The 15,705-nt window shown below is 44.1% G+C and carries 18 protein-coding genes; 16 read left to right on the top strand and 2 right to left on the bottom strand.

Annotated elements, in window-relative coordinates:
• Nucleotides 1–129: 129 nt before the first annotated feature.
• The gene (locus tag OCU30_RS09510) at nt 130–1,041 is read left to right on the top strand and encodes a hydrogen peroxide-inducible genes activator (protein WP_077315565.1); all 912 of its coding nucleotides are present in this window, start codon (nt 130–132) and stop codon (nt 1,039–1,041) included.
• Between the two features lie 81 nt (nt 1,042–1,122).
• Here the strand turns inward: OCU30_RS09510 and OCU30_RS09505 are convergent, their stop codons facing one another.
• Entirely contained in the window at nt 1,123–1,569 is a 447-nt protein-coding gene (locus OCU30_RS09505) for a CBS domain-containing protein (RefSeq protein ID WP_077315564.1), read from the bottom strand.
• 196 nt (nt 1,570–1,765) lie between these two features.
• Here OCU30_RS09505 and queA point away from each other — a divergent pair, with 196 nt between their 5' ends.
• From queA to OCU30_RS09475, 6 genes are all read left to right on the top strand, one after another.
• Nucleotides 1,766–2,818 carry a tRNA preQ1(34) S-adenosylmethionine ribosyltransferase-isomerase QueA gene (gene queA / locus OCU30_RS09500; RefSeq protein ID WP_077315563.1) on the top strand — a complete coding sequence of 351 codons (1,053 nt, stop codon included), beginning with the start codon at nt 1,766–1,768 and terminating at the stop codon, nt 2,816–2,818.
• A 136-nt stretch (nt 2,819–2,954) separates the two neighbouring features.
• The gene (gene tgt / locus OCU30_RS09495) at nt 2,955–4,094 is read left to right on the top strand and encodes a tRNA guanosine(34) transglycosylase Tgt (protein WP_077315562.1); all 1,140 of its coding nucleotides are present in this window, start codon (nt 2,955–2,957) and stop codon (nt 4,092–4,094) included.
• Nucleotides 4,095–4,210: 116 nt separating this feature from the next.
• A complete protein-coding gene (gene yajC / locus OCU30_RS09490; RefSeq protein WP_077315561.1) occupies nt 4,211–4,546 on the top strand; it encodes a preprotein translocase subunit YajC in 336 nt (111 codons plus the stop codon).
• Nucleotides 4,547–4,566: 20 nt separating this feature from the next.
• Nucleotides 4,567–6,420 (top strand): protein translocase subunit SecD, encoded by a 1,854-nt coding sequence (gene secD / locus OCU30_RS09485; protein ID WP_077315560.1) that lies wholly within the window; start codon nt 4,567–4,569, stop codon nt 6,418–6,420.
• 14 nt (nt 6,421–6,434) lie between these two features.
• Nucleotides 6,435–7,373, top strand: coding sequence for a protein translocase subunit SecF (gene secF, locus OCU30_RS09480; protein ID WP_077315559.1), 939 nt, complete (start codon nt 6,435–6,437; stop codon nt 7,371–7,373).
• An 80-nt stretch (nt 7,374–7,453) separates the two neighbouring features.
• Nucleotides 7,454–8,011, top strand: a complete 558-nt coding sequence (locus tag OCU30_RS09475; RefSeq protein WP_077315558.1) for an isochorismatase family protein — start codon at nt 7,454–7,456, stop codon at nt 8,009–8,011.
• Between the two features lie 97 nt (nt 8,012–8,108).
• Here the strand turns inward: OCU30_RS09475 and suhB are convergent, their stop codons facing one another.
• Nucleotides 8,109–8,912 carry an inositol-1-monophosphatase gene (gene suhB / locus OCU30_RS09470; protein ID WP_077315557.1) on the bottom strand — a complete coding sequence of 268 codons (804 nt, stop codon included), beginning with the start codon at nt 8,910–8,912 and terminating at the stop codon, nt 8,109–8,111.
• Between the two features lie 179 nt (nt 8,913–9,091).
• On the opposite strand from suhB, the gene trmJ reads away from it, so the two are divergent.
• From trmJ to iscX, 9 genes are all read left to right on the top strand, one after another.
• Nucleotides 9,092–9,820 (top strand): tRNA (cytosine(32)/uridine(32)-2'-O)-methyltransferase TrmJ, encoded by a 729-nt coding sequence (gene trmJ, locus OCU30_RS09465; protein ID WP_077315556.1) that lies wholly within the window; start codon nt 9,092–9,094, stop codon nt 9,818–9,820.
• Nucleotides 9,821–9,932: 112 nt separating this feature from the next.
• A complete protein-coding gene (gene iscR, locus OCU30_RS09460) occupies nt 9,933–10,454 on the top strand; it encodes a Fe-S cluster assembly transcriptional regulator IscR (RefSeq protein ID WP_077315555.1) in 522 nt (173 codons plus the stop codon).
• Nucleotides 10,455–10,479: 25 nt separating this feature from the next.
• The gene (locus OCU30_RS09455; protein WP_077315554.1) at nt 10,480–11,694 is read left to right on the top strand and encodes an IscS subfamily cysteine desulfurase; all 1,215 of its coding nucleotides are present in this window, start codon (nt 10,480–10,482) and stop codon (nt 11,692–11,694) included.
• Nucleotides 11,695–11,731: 37 nt separating this feature from the next.
• Nucleotides 11,732–12,112: a Fe-S cluster assembly scaffold IscU gene (gene iscU / locus OCU30_RS09450; protein ID WP_077315553.1), complete on the top strand. Its 381-nt coding sequence runs from the start codon at nt 11,732–11,734 to the stop codon at nt 12,110–12,112.
• A 72-nt stretch (nt 12,113–12,184) separates the two neighbouring features.
• Nucleotides 12,185–12,508, top strand: coding sequence for an iron-sulfur cluster assembly protein IscA (gene iscA, locus OCU30_RS09445; protein WP_077315552.1), 324 nt, complete (start codon nt 12,185–12,187; stop codon nt 12,506–12,508).
• 57 nt (nt 12,509–12,565) lie between these two features.
• Nucleotides 12,566–13,081: a co-chaperone HscB gene (hscB, locus tag OCU30_RS09440; RefSeq protein WP_077315551.1), complete on the top strand. Its 516-nt coding sequence runs from the start codon at nt 12,566–12,568 to the stop codon at nt 13,079–13,081.
• A gap of 21 nt (nt 13,082–13,102) precedes the next feature.
• On the top strand, nt 13,103–14,956 hold the full coding sequence (gene hscA / locus OCU30_RS09435; RefSeq protein WP_077315550.1) for a Fe-S protein assembly chaperone HscA: 1,854 nt from the start codon (nt 13,103–13,105) through the stop codon (nt 14,954–14,956).
• Nucleotides 14,957–14,967: 11 nt separating this feature from the next.
• The gene (gene fdx, locus OCU30_RS09430) at nt 14,968–15,306 is read left to right on the top strand and encodes an ISC system 2Fe-2S type ferredoxin (protein WP_077315549.1); all 339 of its coding nucleotides are present in this window, start codon (nt 14,968–14,970) and stop codon (nt 15,304–15,306) included.
• Between the two features lie 48 nt (nt 15,307–15,354).
• On the top strand, nt 15,355–15,549 hold the full coding sequence (iscX, locus tag OCU30_RS09425) for a Fe-S cluster assembly protein IscX (protein ID WP_077315548.1): 195 nt from the start codon (nt 15,355–15,357) through the stop codon (nt 15,547–15,549).
• Nucleotides 15,550–15,705 lie beyond the last annotated feature (156 nt).

Below are 15,705 nucleotides of genomic sequence, written 5' to 3'. Positions count from 1 at the left end.
CAAGACAAACTATAGTACAAAGGGTAGTATAGAAAAAAGCGAATAAAATAGATTATCTTAATCGAAAAAAGCGATGAGACATCGCTGTCGGAATTTCTCTGTGTATTGCAATAAAATAGTAATAAAATTATGAATAAGTGGCCAAGTTTAAAGCAAATCCATTACCTAATCACGTTGTATGAGACACGTCATTTTAGCGATGCTGCCGAACGCTGTTTTGTTAGTCAATCGACTTTAAGTAAAGGCATTCAAAATTTAGAAGAATTGATCGGTTGCGCGCTTTATGAGAAGAAAGATCGCAAAAGTCCGCTGGTGTTTACGGTTGCAGGCGAAGAAGTCGTCAAGCTAGGTCGTGAATTATTAGCTCAAGGGCAAGATTTAGTTGAATTAGGCAAAATATGCAGTGGTAGCACCATGGAGGGGCAACTCAAACTTGGTTGTATTCCAACCATTGCGCCTTTCTTATTGGGAGATTTAGTGCAGCAAGTGAATCAACATTTTCCTAAGCTACATTTACTCTTACGAGAAGATACCACGACAAACTTACTCGCGGCTTTGAGAGCCGGAACACTGGATGCGTTGGTGTTGGCGCTCCCCGTTGAGATTGGCGAAATGGAAAAGCGCATTGTCGGTAAAGACGGTTTCCATATGGTTATGAGTCGTGAGCAAGCGCAGGCCTTACCTAAGCCGCTACGCTATCATGATTTGCCTGATCAATCGGTATTCTTACTAGAAAATGAGCATTGCCTTACCGAGCATGCGGTATCAGCCTGTCGGCTGACTGAGAAAGAGAAAATTAATCCATTTACTGCCACCAGTTTACATACATTGGTGCAAATGGTCGCGAACGGGTTAGGCACGACATTTATCCCCCACATGGCAATCAAACATGGTTTATTGAATAATCAAAATTTAGTCACCGTAGATCCACCTGGGCAACAAGCCTATCGGGATATCGGGTTGGTATGGCGGCCGAGTTCGTCGCGTTCGCAATCTTTTCAGCAATTAGCGGACATTATTAGTACCTTACTCGATCCTTAAGTACGCCAAGTTGACTGACACAATAACTAGGAGTAAGTATTTACTCACTCCTATGTCGCATTAATAAAAGGGGGGCTGATGTTAATCGGCTGCCTCTGTTTCTTCTGGTTCAATGTTTTCTTGTATTTCTAATAAGTTAATTGCAATGGCAATGAAGTCGGTATCGGTAATGATGCCTTCTAATTGGCCTTTATTGACCACAAGTAAGCAACCAATACGATGTTTGTGCATATATAGCGCACTTTCTTTCAAGCCTGCTTGAGGAGCAACGGTCATGACATTGGTATGCATGATTTCATATAGTTGAGTGGTATCTTCGCTCGGGTTTACGCGATGTTGCTGTAGAGTCGAGACTTGCGCTGCGAGGATATCGCGTTGGGAAATGACGCCCTGCAATTGTTGGTTGTTATCAATAATTGGGATATGGCGAATATCTAACGCGTCCATCATATTACGCGCATCAGCAATCGTATGAGTTCGCGATAATGTGTGTGGGTTACGAGTCATCATTTCTTCTACTTTGATCATTATTAGCTCCATTTCCTCAACGATTTTATTCACTATAGTTTCTTGGACGTAAGCATACTGAGAGCTACTTCAGTTTTCCTGCTGACAACATCAAATTGATGCGAGAAAAGGGCAGTCCTGTATCTTATCGATACTTAGGTATATACTATCGCGCCGCGCAAGATCGCATTCATTCACTAAGTAAAGATCAGAAGTCATGCACGTTTCAGATTTTCATTTTGACCTACCGGATGAGCTGATTGCTCGTTATCCGAAAGAAGAGCGTACCGCGAGTCGTTTATTGCAGTTAGATGGCAATACTGGCGATGTTGTGGATGGGACGTTCAAAGATGTTTTAGACATCGTACAACCGGGTGATTTGCTCGTATTTAATAATACTCGAGTCATTCCTGCTCGTATGTTTGGGCGAAAGGCCTCTGGCGGTAAGCTGGAAGTGCTCGTCGAGCGTATGTTAGATGATAAGTCTATTTTAGCGCATGTTCGTTGTTCAAAACCGCCAAAGCCGGGCACACAGTTGTTCCTAGGTGAGAACGATGAGTATCAAGCTGAAATGTTGGCTCGTCATGATGCGTTATTTGAACTGCGTTTTCAGTCTGAACTGACTGTCCTCGAGATTCTTAACGCCATCGGACATATGCCACTGCCGCCTTATATCGATCGTCCAGATGAAGACGCCGATAAAGAGCGCTACCAGACGGTCTATAATAAAAAACCGGGCGCGGTCGCTGCGCCGACAGCCGGACTGCACTTTGATACCCCTTTAATGGAACAAATCAAAGAAAAAGGTGTCGAATTCGCTTACGTTACTCTGCACGTTGGTGCTGGGACTTTCCAGCCTGTTCGTGTTGATGACATCGAAAACCACCATATGCACTCCGAATACGTTGAAGTTCCGGAAGAAACTGTTCAAGCCATTCAAGCTGTGAAAGCACGTGGCGGTCGAGTGATTGCTGTAGGCACTACGTCTGTACGTTCTCTAGAGAGTGCGGCGCAAGATGCATTGAAAAACGGAACCGAACTGGTGCCATTTTTTGGTGATACAGAGATATTTATCTACCCTGGGTATGAATATCAATTGGTTGATTGTCTTATCACCAATTTTCACTTGCCGGAGTCGACCTTAATTATGTTAGTCAGTGCCTTTACGGGTTATGACAACATTATGTCGGCCTATCGACATGCAGTAGAGCAAGAATATCGCTTCTTTAGTTACGGTGACGCGATGTTCTTACATAAACGAGATATATAATAAATGTGTTTCGTCGGTTTCTGGGTTAGGTAAATAACCCAAACCAAATATATCAATTGATTCTTAAAGGTCGCTAGGGTTGTTAACTTAGTGACCTATAATCCCGTCAGACTGTTTCTCTGACATTGGAGGCTTTGTGAAATTACAGTTCGAATTGAACAAAAAAGACGGTACCGCCCGTCGTGGTAAAATAACGTTTGAACGCGGCAGCGTACAAACTCCTGCATTTATGCCTGTCGGTACCTACGGGACTGTCAAAGGTATGACTCCGGAAGAAGTAAAAGGAACTGGCGCTGAAATTCTATTAGGGAATACGTTTCACCTATGGTTGCGTCCAGGCCAAGAAGTGATGAAACTGCATGGCGATCTGCATGACTTTATGAACTGGCAAGGTCCGATTCTGACTGACTCAGGCGGTTTCCAAGTCTTTAGTTTGGGCGATATTCGTAAGATCACTGAACAAGGGGTGCATTTTCGCAACCCAGTGAATGGTGATAAGATTTTCATGGATGCAGAAAAATCGATGGAAATTCAAAAAGATCTAGGGTCTGATATCGTCATGATCTTTGATGAATGTACTCCATATCCAGCGACGCATGCGCAAGCAAAAGCGTCAATGCAAATGTCACTACGTTGGGCTCAGCGTTCACGTGATCACTTTGATGCGTTAGAAAACCCTAACTCATTATTTGGTATCGTGCAGGGTGGCGTGCATGAAGATCTGCGTGATGAGTCGGTTAAAGGTCTGACTGATATTGGATTTGATGGATACGCTGTTGGCGGTTTAGCCGTGGGTGAGCCGAAAGAAGAAATGCACCGTATGCTAGAGCATACGTGCCCGCAACTTCCTGAAGATAAACCACGTTACCTTATGGGTGTGGGTAAACCAGAAGACTTAGTCGAAGGCGTACGTCGCGGCATCGATATGTTCGATTGTGTTATGCCAACCCGAAATGCGCGTAATGGACACCTATTTGTGACAGGTGGTGTGATCAAGATCCGTAATGCGAAACATAAAACGGATACAACCGCCCTGGATCCAGAGTGTGACTGTTACACTTGTCAGAACTATTCTAAATCGTATTTGCATCATCTAGATCGTTGTAACGAAATTCTTGGTGCACGTTTAAATACTATCCATAACCTACGTTATTACCAACGTGTTATGGAAGGTATTCGTCAAGCAATTGATGAAGATCGTTTTGATAGTTTTGTTGAGGAGTTTTACGCACTGCGCAACCGTGAAGTGCCACCTCTACAAAAAGATAACGCTTAATCATGGGAACCAAGCAAGTTTCGCTATGCCATTAACTTAATGGTAGGCTTGAATTTTGCTTGGTTCAGCCCAATTACAATCATATATAAATTAACAACAACTTAGAGGACGTTTTAATGAGTCTAATTTCTGTAGCACACGCTGCTGGCGAAGGTGCAACACAGCAAGGCGGCGGTATGAGCATGATTATTATGCTTGGTATGTTTGCTGTCATTTTTTACTTCATGATTTTCCGCCCGCAACAAAAGCGTGCTAAAGAGCATAAAAACCTTATGGCTTCGATGTCAAAAGGCGACGAGATACTAACCAGTGGTGGTTTCGTTGGTATTATCAATAAAATCTCTCCAGAGAATGATTTCATTGCAATTGAATTAAACTCAAGCAATGTTGTTGTTATTAAGAAAGATTTTGTTTCTGCAGTACTACCTAAAGGTACTATGAAGTCCCTTTAATATAGCCAAGGATTCTTGCTGTGCTAAACCGTTATCCTCTTTGGAAGTATTTAATGGTGCTGTTTGCCATCATTATTGCCGCAGTCTATGCGCTTCCTAACTTATACGGTGAAGACCCGGCTATTCAAATTACAGGGGCACGTGGTGCCTCTGTTAATATGTCAACGCTGGACTCTGTCACTCAAGCGCTCGATACCGCGCACATTTCTCATCAATCTGTTTCTCTAGAAAATGGTTCCATTTTAGTTCGTTTTAAAGATACAGACACTCAATTAACCGCACGCGACACGATTCGTTCTGCTCTTGGGCAAGATAAGATCGTCGCGTTAAACCTTGCACCAGCGACGCCAACTTGGCTACAAGATATTGGTGCTGCACCAATGAAGCTCGGTCTTGATTTGCGTGGTGGTGTTCACTTCTTAATGGAAGTGGATATGGATGCCGCTCTTGATAAGCTGGTGGGTCAACAAGAAGATGCATTCCGTACTGAGCTACGTGATGATCGTATTCGTTACCGCGCGATCAGCCCGAAGAAACATAGCGTAGAAATTACGTTACGCAGTGAAGAGCAAGTCTCGAAAGCGAAGGCGTTACTTGAAGAAAAACATCGTGATATGACGTTTACTGAAAGTGACAAAAACGGCCGCCCTCTTTTGGTCGCGAACTTTACAGAAAAGCGCATGCAAGAAATTCGTAACTATGCGGTAGAGCAAAACCTGACGATTTTGCGTAACCGTGTTAACGAATTAGGTGTTGCTGAGCCGCTAGTTCAACGCCAAGGTACAAACCGTATCGTCGTGGAACTTCCTGGCGTGCAAGACACGGCTCGTGCGAAAGAAATTTTAGGCGCAACCGCGACACTTGAATTCCGTCAAGTGGATGAAAGTGCTGATATTGGCGCAGCCGCCAATGGCCGAGCGCCAGCAGGCAGCGAAGTGAAAAAAGATCGCGATGGGCGTCCGGTTGTGTTGAAAAAACGTGTCATCTTAGGCGGTTCAAGTATCACTGATGCGTCATCGAGTACCGATCAATATGGTCGACCACAAGTTAACATCTCACTCGATAGTGAAGGTGGTAGCAAAATGTCGGCGTTTTCGAAAACCCATATTGGTAAGCTAATGGCGACCGTATTCACTGAATACAAAGATAGTGGCAAGAAAACCGCTGATGGCAAAGTTATCTTGAAGAAACATGAAGAGGTCATTAACCAAGCGACCATTCAGTCAGCACTTGGTAGCAGCTTCCGTATTACGGGCATCAACTCAGCATCTGAAGCTCACAACCTTGCCTTGCTGTTGCGTGCGGGTGCCTTGATTGCGCCTATCTCCATTGTCGAAGAGCGTACGATTGGCCCATCAATGGGACAACAAAATATCGACATGGGCGTTAAAGCATGTATTTGGGGTTTGGCTGCAGTGATGCTGTTTACGCTATTGTATTACCGCCGCTTTGGTCTGATTGCGAATATCGCATTGTTATCTAACTTGGTGCTGATCATTGGTGTTATGTCATTGATTCCAGGGGCAACTATGACATTGCCAGGCATTGCCGGTATTGTCTTAACCGTTGGTATGGCAGTCGATGCAAACGTATTGATTTTTGAGCGTATTCGAGAAGAAATTGCCGATGGACGTAGTCCTCAACAAGCCATCAATCAAGGTTATGCGAATGCGTTTAGCACCATTGCCGATGCCAATATCACCACCCTAATTACTGCGATCATCCTGTTTGCAGTCGGAACGGGAGCGATAAAAGGCTTCGCGGTGACATTATCCATTGGTATTTTAACGTCCATGTTTACGGCTATTATCGGGACACGTTGTATCGTGAACCTGATGTATGGTGGTAAACGTATCAAAAAATTGTCGATCTAAGGTTAGGAATCATTATGTTTCAAATTCTGAAACCAGGAAAATTGATCGACTTTATGAGTCGTTCAAAATACGCGTTTGTTTTTTCAATGGTATTGATCATAGCTTCTATCGCAACCTTATCGATTAAAGGGTTGAACTGGGGCTTGGACTTTACTGGCGGTACCTTGATTGAAGTCGGCTTTGATCAATCAGCAAACTTACAAGAAGTTCGAGAGTCATTGAAGGCGAAAGGCTTTGACGAAGCGACGGTACAAAACTTTGGTTCTACTAAAGAAGTATTGGTTCGTTTACGCCCAAGTGGTGATAAAGTTAAAAGCGTCGGTGAAAATGTACTCTCAGCGATCAGAGAAGGTACCGGTAAACACGTTGAGATGCGCCGGATTGAAACGGTGGGCGCGAGTGTCGGTGACGAATTAGCAGAAGATGGCGGTCTGGCCATTATTGTCTCGCTAATTTGTATCCTGATTTACGTGTCCGCACGTTTTGAATGGCGTTTGGCAGCAGGAGCCGTGTTATCGTTGGCGCACGATGTGACCATTACTTTGGGTGTGTTCTCTTTGATGCAAATTGAAGTGGACTTAACCATTGTCGCGGCACTGCTAACCGTGGTCGGTTACTCATTGAATGATACTATTGTGGTATTTGACCGAATTCGTGAGAACTTCCGTAAGATGCGTAAGGGCTTACCGGCAGAAATCATGAACAGTTCAATTACGCAAACATTGAGCCGTACGTTAATTACGTCGGGTACCACGTTATTTGTGGTGATTGCCTTGTTTGCTGAAGGTGGTGCGATGATCCATGGTTTTGCTACCGCATTACTGCTTGGTATTACCGTAGGTACTTATTCATCGATTTATGTCGCATCGGCATTAGCGTTGAAACTGGGCATTACCAAAGAACACCTCACACCTGTTCAGGTGGAGAAAGAAGGTGCTGAGTTTGACCAGTAACCTTAAATAAAAAAAGCCACATTACGTGGCTTTTTTTATCACTGATAGATTGTTTTATTAACCGTGAAAGGGGAGTAGTCATGACTATTTCACAATTAGATTCCAAGACAGCACTTATTGTCATTGATTTACAAGAAGGCATCGTACCTCTCGCTCCAGAAGCAGAGGCAAAAGTTGCCGTTGAAAACTCGATAAAATTAATTAATACCTTTCACACCAAAGAGTTACCTGTGGTGCTTGTCAATGTGGCAGGTAGTGCCCCTGGGCGGACGAGTTATGCCCACTCCGGCGGAGAAGAAGTACCGACAAACTGGGCTGATTTGATTCCAGCATTACCGCGCAAAGATGACGATATCTTAGTGACAAAACACTGTTGGGGAGCCCTGATGAACACGGACTTACACACTCAGCTTCAGCAACAAGGCGTCACACAAGTTGTCGTGGTGGGTATTGCCACATCTATGGGTGTTGAGTCGACAGCACGTCAAGCGTATGAGCTGGGCTATAATGTGACCTTGGCCAAAGATGCTATGGCTGATCTAAGTTTCACTAACCATCAGCATTCGGTTGACAATATATTCCCAATGATAGCTGAAATAGGTTCGACGAACGACTTACTTAATATCTTGAACGCTTAGAGTTTATCTGAGAATACAATAGGCGTGTATCAGCGTGCATAAAAAAGCCCGAACTCATTGAGTTCGGGCTTTTAGCATCTGTGACGAGGCTTAATAACTACTTCAGGATAGCGTCGTTCGCGTTTTCGCGGATGTGTTTAATAATTGTTTTTACACCACGAGCGCTTGAAGCAACAACGTTACCGGATTTTAGATAGTTAGTGCCACCCGTAAAATCGGTCAAAATAACGCCTGCTTCGCGAGCGATAAGATCGCCAGCGGCTAAATCCCAAGGTTTCAAACCAAGCTCGAAGTAACCTTCAACGCGGTTGGCCGCTACGTAACATAAATCTAAAGCAGCAGAGCCTGTACGACGGAAATCAGCACACTCACCAAATAATGAAGAAAGGATCTTCATGAAAGATTCTGAGTGCTGTTTTTGTTTGAATGGGAAGCCAGTCGCGAGGATTGCGCCTTGCAAATCTTTGATTTGTTTTACGCGGATACGTGCATTGTTCAATTGTGCACCAGAACCACGTTGTGCGGTGAACAATTCATTCATCATTGGGTCGTAAACACACGCAACTTCTGTTTTGCCTTTCATGCGCACAGCAATAGAAACAGCAAAATGAGGAATGCCTTTTACAAAGTTAGTCGTGCCATCCAGTGGGTCGATGATCCATTGTACGTCCTTATCTTTTCCTTCGATAAGACCGCCTTCTTCTGCCACAATACAGTGCTCAGGGTAAGAGCTCTGGATAGTATGAATAATCATGGCTTCAGCTTCTTTGTCTACGTTTGTGACAAAGTCATTAATACCTTTCTGAGTTGTTTCAATTTTCTCAGCGTTTTCTAGAGATTTAGCAATATGATTGCCTGCTTTTCGCGCGGCGCGAATAGCAATGTTTAGCATTGGATGCATACGGTTTCCCAACGGATGTTAAAGAACGAAAAAGCGGCGGGCAGTATACCAAAACTTTACCAAAAGGGAAGTGGTTATTTTATAATCATTCATTGGAAGAGGTTGTAAAAGGGTCTGACCATTTTTATAAGGAGTATGATAAACTCACATCCGCGATTTTTTAAACGGTGTAATCCTTCATGCTAGACAATATCAAAGTCGTTTTAGTTGAAACGTCACATTCCGGTAACATTGGTTCTGCTGCTCGCGCCATGAAAGTTATGGGTCTTAGCAACCTCGTTTTAGTGAACCCTCAATGTTCTATTGATGAGCAAACCATGGCGTTGGCTTCAGGTGCCAGTGACATTGCAATGAATGCTCAAATTGTTGAAAGCTTAGATGAAGCGGTCAGTGATTGTGGGTTAGTTGTGGGCACCAGCGCACGTTCAAGAACACTAGAATGGCCAATGCTCGATCCAAGACAATGCGGTGAGAAATTTGCGATTGAGACAGAGTCCCATCCTGTTGCGATCGTATTTGGGCGTGAACGCACCGGTTTAGAAAACCATGAATTACAGCGATGTCACTTTCATGTAGCGATTCCCGCTAACCCTGATTATAGCTCCTTGAATTTGGCGATGGCAGTACAAACATTATGTTATGAATGCCGAGTCGCGCAGTTAGATCGTGATGCTGCAGCGTATGCGAAACCGCCAGCAATGGAGTACCCGCGTCAACAAGAGCTGGAATTGTTTTATGATCACCTTGAAAAAGTGGCAACACAAGCGGATTTCATTAACCCAGATCAGCCAGGGCAGGTAATGAACAAGTTGCGTCGTTTGTTCAGTCGTGCGCGACCAGAGGCTCCTGAGTTAAATATTTTACGAGGAATTTTGTCGTCCGTTGAAAAGAAAATTAAAGATAAATAACCTTTTAATTTTTGTGGATGAATACCTGAGTAATTTACTCAAATAAATACTTGACCAAATTAGTCGGGTATGGAACACTGAGACCATATAAACAATGTGGATACGGTGTGATATGAGACTGACTTCGAAAGGAAGATATGCAGTAACAGCGATGCTTGATGTAGCGCTGAACTCGCAACAAAATCCGGTGCCTTTGGCCGATATATCAGAAAGACAAGGTATTTCACTATCATACCTTGAGCAATTGTTTTCCAAGTTACGCAAAGCTGGATTAGTCTCTTCTGTTCGTGGTCCTGGTGGCGGTTACCGTTTAGGTTCTGAACCAACAGATATCTCAATCGGTACAGTTATCGCTGCGGTGGATGAATCCATCGACGCGACCAAATGTAATGGTAAAGGGGACTGCCAAGGTGGAACTCGTTGCTTGACTCATACCCTTTGGCGTGACTTAAGCTCACGTATCAGTGACTTCTTAGATAACATCTCGCTCGGTGAGTTGATGATTGATAATGAAGTTTTACAAATTTCCGATCGCCAGACTGCTGGTTTGACGGTTAACCACGGGATGGCACAGAATAATTCAAATACTGTCACCGTTAGTGCAACCCCCGCTGGTATTAATGCTCGCTCGTAGCGGCAATATTACATTGGAGTAGAAAATGAAACTGCCTATTTATTTCGACTATTCAGCAACCTGTCCTGTTGACACACGCGTTGCTGAAAAAATGGTTCACTTCATGACGATGGACGGTAACTTCGGTAACCCAGCTTCTCGATCGCATCGTTATGGTTGGCAGGCAGAAGAAGCAGTAGACACGGCACGTGAGCAAATTGCTGATCTATTGAATGCTGATCCTCGTGAGATCATCTTTACGTCTGGCGCAACTGAATCTGATAACCTTGCAATTAAAGGTGCCGCGCACTTTTATGGTAAAAAAGGTAAACACATCATCACGATTAAAACGGAGCATAAAGCCGTTTTAGACCCTTGTCGCCAGCTAGAGCGTGAAGGTTTTGAAGTGACTTACTTGGCCCCTGAACCTAATGGTTTGGTTGATATCGCCAAGCTAGAAGAAGCGATGCGTGAAGATACCATCCTTGTCTCAGTGATGCATGTGAACAACGAAATCGGTGTGATTCAAGATATTGAAGCGATTGGCGAACTATGTCGCTCTCGTAAAATTGTCTTCCACGTTGATGCGGCTCAATCGGTGGGTAAACTGCCTATCGATATGCAAAACCTTAAAGTGGACTTGCTATCCATTTCTGCACACAAAATTTATGGTCCTAAAGGGATTGGTGCGCTTTACGTACGTCGTAAACCACGTATCCGTTTAGAAGCGCAAATGCACGGCGGTGGTCACGAACGTGGTTTCCGTTCAGGCACACTCCCGACTCACCAAATCGTGGGTATGGGTGAAGCGTGCCGTGTCGCTAAAGAAGACATGCAAAAAGATTACGATCATGCCATGGCGCTTCGTACTCGTATGCTAGATAGCTTAAAAGATATGGAAGCTGTGACAGTCAATGGCGACTTAGACCAACGTCTTCCAAACAACTTAAACATTAGCTTTGCTTTTGTTGAAGGTGAATCATTACTGATGTCATTGAAAGACATTGCTGTCTCATCAGGTAGTGCATGTACATCAGCAAGTCTAGAGCCATCATACGTACTTCGTGCGCTGGGTCTAGATGATGAGCTTGCTCATAGTTCTATTCGTTTCTCTTTCGGTCGTAACACGACAGAAGAAGAAGTAGACCACGCAGTGAAACAGATTCGTGAAGCCGTGACTAAATTACGTGACATGTCACCACTTTGGGATATGTATAAAGACGGCGTAGACCTAAGCACTGTTGAGTGGAGCAGTCACTAAACTGCTTCGATAACACAAAGGATTAAAGGTAAAAATCATGGCATATAGCGAAAAAGTACTCGACCACTACGAGAACCCACGTAACGTAGGTTCATTTGAGAGTGAAGACCCATCAATTGGTAGCGGCATGGTTGGCGCACCAGCATGTGGTGACGTAATGCGTCTACAAATTAAGGTGAGCTCTGAAGGCATCATCGAAGACGCAAAATTTAAAACGTACGGTTGTGGTAGTGCGATTGCTTCAAGCTCTCTTGTAACAGAGTGGGTTAAAGGTAAGAGCATTGATGAAGCTGCATCAATTCAAAACTCACAAATTGCTGAAGAACTAGAACTTCCACCTGTGAAAGTTCACTGTTCTATTCTTGCAGAAGACGCTATCAAAGCAGCGGTTTCTGACTACAAGAAAAAATCTCAGTAATTAGAGTGAATAAAGAGTGGGACTTGCTGGTCCCACTCTGTTTTGTGAATTTAGATAATTTAAGGTTGTAGTATGGCCATTACTCTTTCAGAAACCGCTGCGCACCGCATTCAAACCTTTCTCGATAATCGTGGAAAAGGCATCGGTCTGCGTCTTGGTGTGAAAACAACCGGATGTTCTGGTATGGCATATGTACTGGAATTCGTTGATGAGCTGAACGAAGAAGATCAGGTTTTTGACGACAACGGCGTAAAAGTAATTATTGACCCGAAAAGTTTAGTTTACCTAGATGGTACTGAGCTGGATTACAAGAAAGAAGGGTTGAACGAAGGTTTTGAGTTCAATAACCCGAATATCAAAGGCGAGTGTGGTTGTGGTGAAAGCTTCACCGTTTAACTGTAATTGCTCAGAGTTCGGTGTATTGGCTAGCCTGAAAAACAGGACAAGTTTGACATGAACTATTTTGAATTATTTGGGCTACCAACTCAGTTTACACTGGATGGTAGCCTTCTTGCTTCTCAGTTTCGCGAATTACAAAAACGCTTTCACCCTGATAACTTCGCATCAGGTTCAGAAGGTGAACGGTTATCCTCGGTTCAGAAAGCGTCGCAGATCAACGATGCTTATCGCGTTTTAAAAGCACCTATTAGCCGTGCTGAATATCTTGTGTCTCTGCATGGTATTGAACTGCGAGGTGAGCAGCAAACACTGCAAGATCCTATGTTTTTGATGGAACAAATGGAACTGCGTGAAGAGCTGGAAAATATAGCGTCTAGCTCCGATCCTGACAGCGCCTTAATGACTTTTGATAGTAAAGTTTCATCACTGATGAAAACCCACCTTACACAAGTTGAACAGCAACTTGATAATGAAGAGTGGGAGAGTGCAGCTGAGACAACTCGCAAACTTAAATTCATTGCAAAATTAAAAGATGAAATAGAAAAAGTCGAAGATAAATTACTCGGCTAATTCGAGAATAAGGATCCATCCATGGCATTACTTCAAATTGCAGAACCGGGTCAAAGCGCCGCTCCACATGAGCACAAGCTGGCAGTCGGTATTGATTTGGGCACGACTAATTCTCTGGTCGCGACTGTACGCAGTGGCACCGCATCAACACTGAATGATCCTCAAGGTCGTAGTATTCTGCCTTCTGTTGTCAGTTACACTAAAGATACTGTCAATGTGGGCTACGATGCCCGTGAGAATGCGAAATTCGATCCGCAAAATACGGTTAGCTCCGTTAAGCGTATGATCGGCCGCTCTCTTGAAGACATTCAGACTCGCTACCCAGACTTGCCATACCAGTTTAAAGCCAGTGAAAAAGGCTTACCTATTTTGCAAACTGCACATGGCGAGAAAAATCCAATTCAAGTCTCCGCTGATATTTTGCAAGCCTTAGGCGCCCGTGCAGAAGAATCTTTGCAAGGTGAACTATCCGGCGTAGTGATTACGGTACCGGCTTACTTTGATGATGCTCAGCGTGCTGGCACGAAAGATGCCGCGAATCTCGCAGGGCTGCATGTATTACGTTTACTTAATGAACCTACCGCTGCGGCCATTGCTTACGGCTTAGATTCGGGTCAAGAAGGCATCATTGCCGTTTACGACCTGGGTGGCGGTACCTTTGATATTTCTATTTTGCGTTTATCAAAAGGTGTGTTTGAAGTCTTGGCAACCGGTGGTGATTCAGCCCTTGGTGGTGATGACTTTGACCAATTGATTGCTCAGCACTTGAAAGAAGCAATAGGTATAGAAGGCGCATTATCTGCAGAGAAGTACCGTGAGCTACTTAATGCCGCCACTCAAGCAAAAGTTGATCTGTCTAATGCTGATAGCGTGATTGTCGACGTGCTTGGTTGGCAAGGCACACTCACGCGTGCCGACTTTGATGATTTAATTAGGCCTTTGGTTAAGAAAACGCTCATGTCTTGTCGTCGTGCTCTACGTGATGCCGATGTCGGAGTCGATGAAGTCCTCGAAGTTGTCATGGTTGGCGGCTCAACACGTACTCCACTGGTCCGTGATATGGTTGGCGAGTTTTTTGAACGAGAACCACTGACGAGTATTAACCCAGATGAAGTGGTGGCGATTGGCGCAGCTCAGCAAGCCGATATTTTAGTCGGTAATAAACCCGACTCAGAAATGTTGCTGCTGGACGTTATTCCATTGTCGTTAGGCATTGAAACCATGGGCGGTTTGGTGGAAAAAATCATTCCACGTAATACCACTATTCCTGTGGCTCGAGCTCAAGAATTTACCACGTTTAAAGATGGCCAAACTGGCATGACTGTTCATGTGATGCAGGGCGAACGTGAACTGGTTGACGATTGTCGTTCTCTAGCCCGTTTTTCTTTAAAAGGCATTCCGCCAATGGCGGCAGGTGCAGCGCATATTCGTGTGACTTATCAAGTGGATGCGGATGGCTTACTGTCAGTAACTGCCATGGAAAAAAGCACAGGTATTCAATCAGAAATTCAAGTGAAGCCTGCGTATGGTTTGAGCGATGATGAAGTGGCTAATATGCTACGCGATTCTATGACGTATGCGGAAGATGATATGCACGCTCGTTCGCTTGCCGAGCAACGTGTTGAAGCGGATCGCGTGATAGAAGGGTTAATTTCTGCTATGCAGCAGGATGGGGACGAGCTTTTGACAGACGCAGAACGCGCAGTCTTACTTGAGTCCATCGAAGCATTGATTGAATTACGTAACGGCGAAAATCCAGATGCGATTGAACAAGGCATCAAAGATACGGATAAAGCCAGCCAAGATTTTGCTTCTCGCCGCATGGATAAATCTATTCGTGCCGCATTAGCAGGTCAGTCTGTAGACGATATATAGAGATAATAACCATGCCAAAAATTATTGTTTTACCACATAGTGAGTTATGCCCTGAAGGTGCTGAACTAAGTGGAAATACCGGTGAGTCGGTGCTTGATGTGGCACTGAAAAATGGCATTGATATTGAGCATGCGTGCGAAAAATCGTGTGCTTGTACAACTTGCCATCTTATCATTCGTGAAGGTTTTGACTCACTTGATGAAAGTGATGAGCTAGAAGATGATATGCTTGATAAAGCATGGGGGCTTGAGCCTGAATCTCGTTTAGGTTGTCAGGCTCGTATTGCTGACGAAGATCTCGTGGTTGAAATTCCGAAATACTCGCTTAACCACGCGAAAGAAGATCACTAATCGACAAAGCCGTCTTTCGCTAGGCGACATCAATAATAGGAAGCAATTATGATATGGACAGACTCGCAGGATATTGCGATCGAACTGAGTGAAAAGTTCCCAGAAGTTGATCCCAAAAACGTCCGCTTTACAGACCTTCATCAATGGATATTAGATCTTGAAGAGTTTGATGACGATCCAGAGCGTTCTAACGAGAAAATTCTTGAAGCCATCATTCTTTGTTGGATGGATGAGCTTGATTAAGGGTTTTTCGTGAGTCGCTAATTTGTAGTGCGGTCTCATCGTCAATTGAAAAACGAGCCTAAATGGCTCGTTTTTTTATTCTAACTGTCATTTTTTTCGCGCATAATGCTAATATGCGACAATAATGATTCGTCATGGCGCAGGTTCGCGTCATAG

Origin of the sequence: Vibrio palustris (assembly GCF_024346995.1) — a bacterium.
GTDB classification, from domain to species: domain Bacteria; phylum Pseudomonadota; class Gammaproteobacteria; order Enterobacterales; family Vibrionaceae; genus Vibrio; species Vibrio palustris.
The sequence above is the reverse complement of the archived record's forward strand: the minus strand, read 5'-3'. Positions and strand labels throughout refer to the sequence as shown.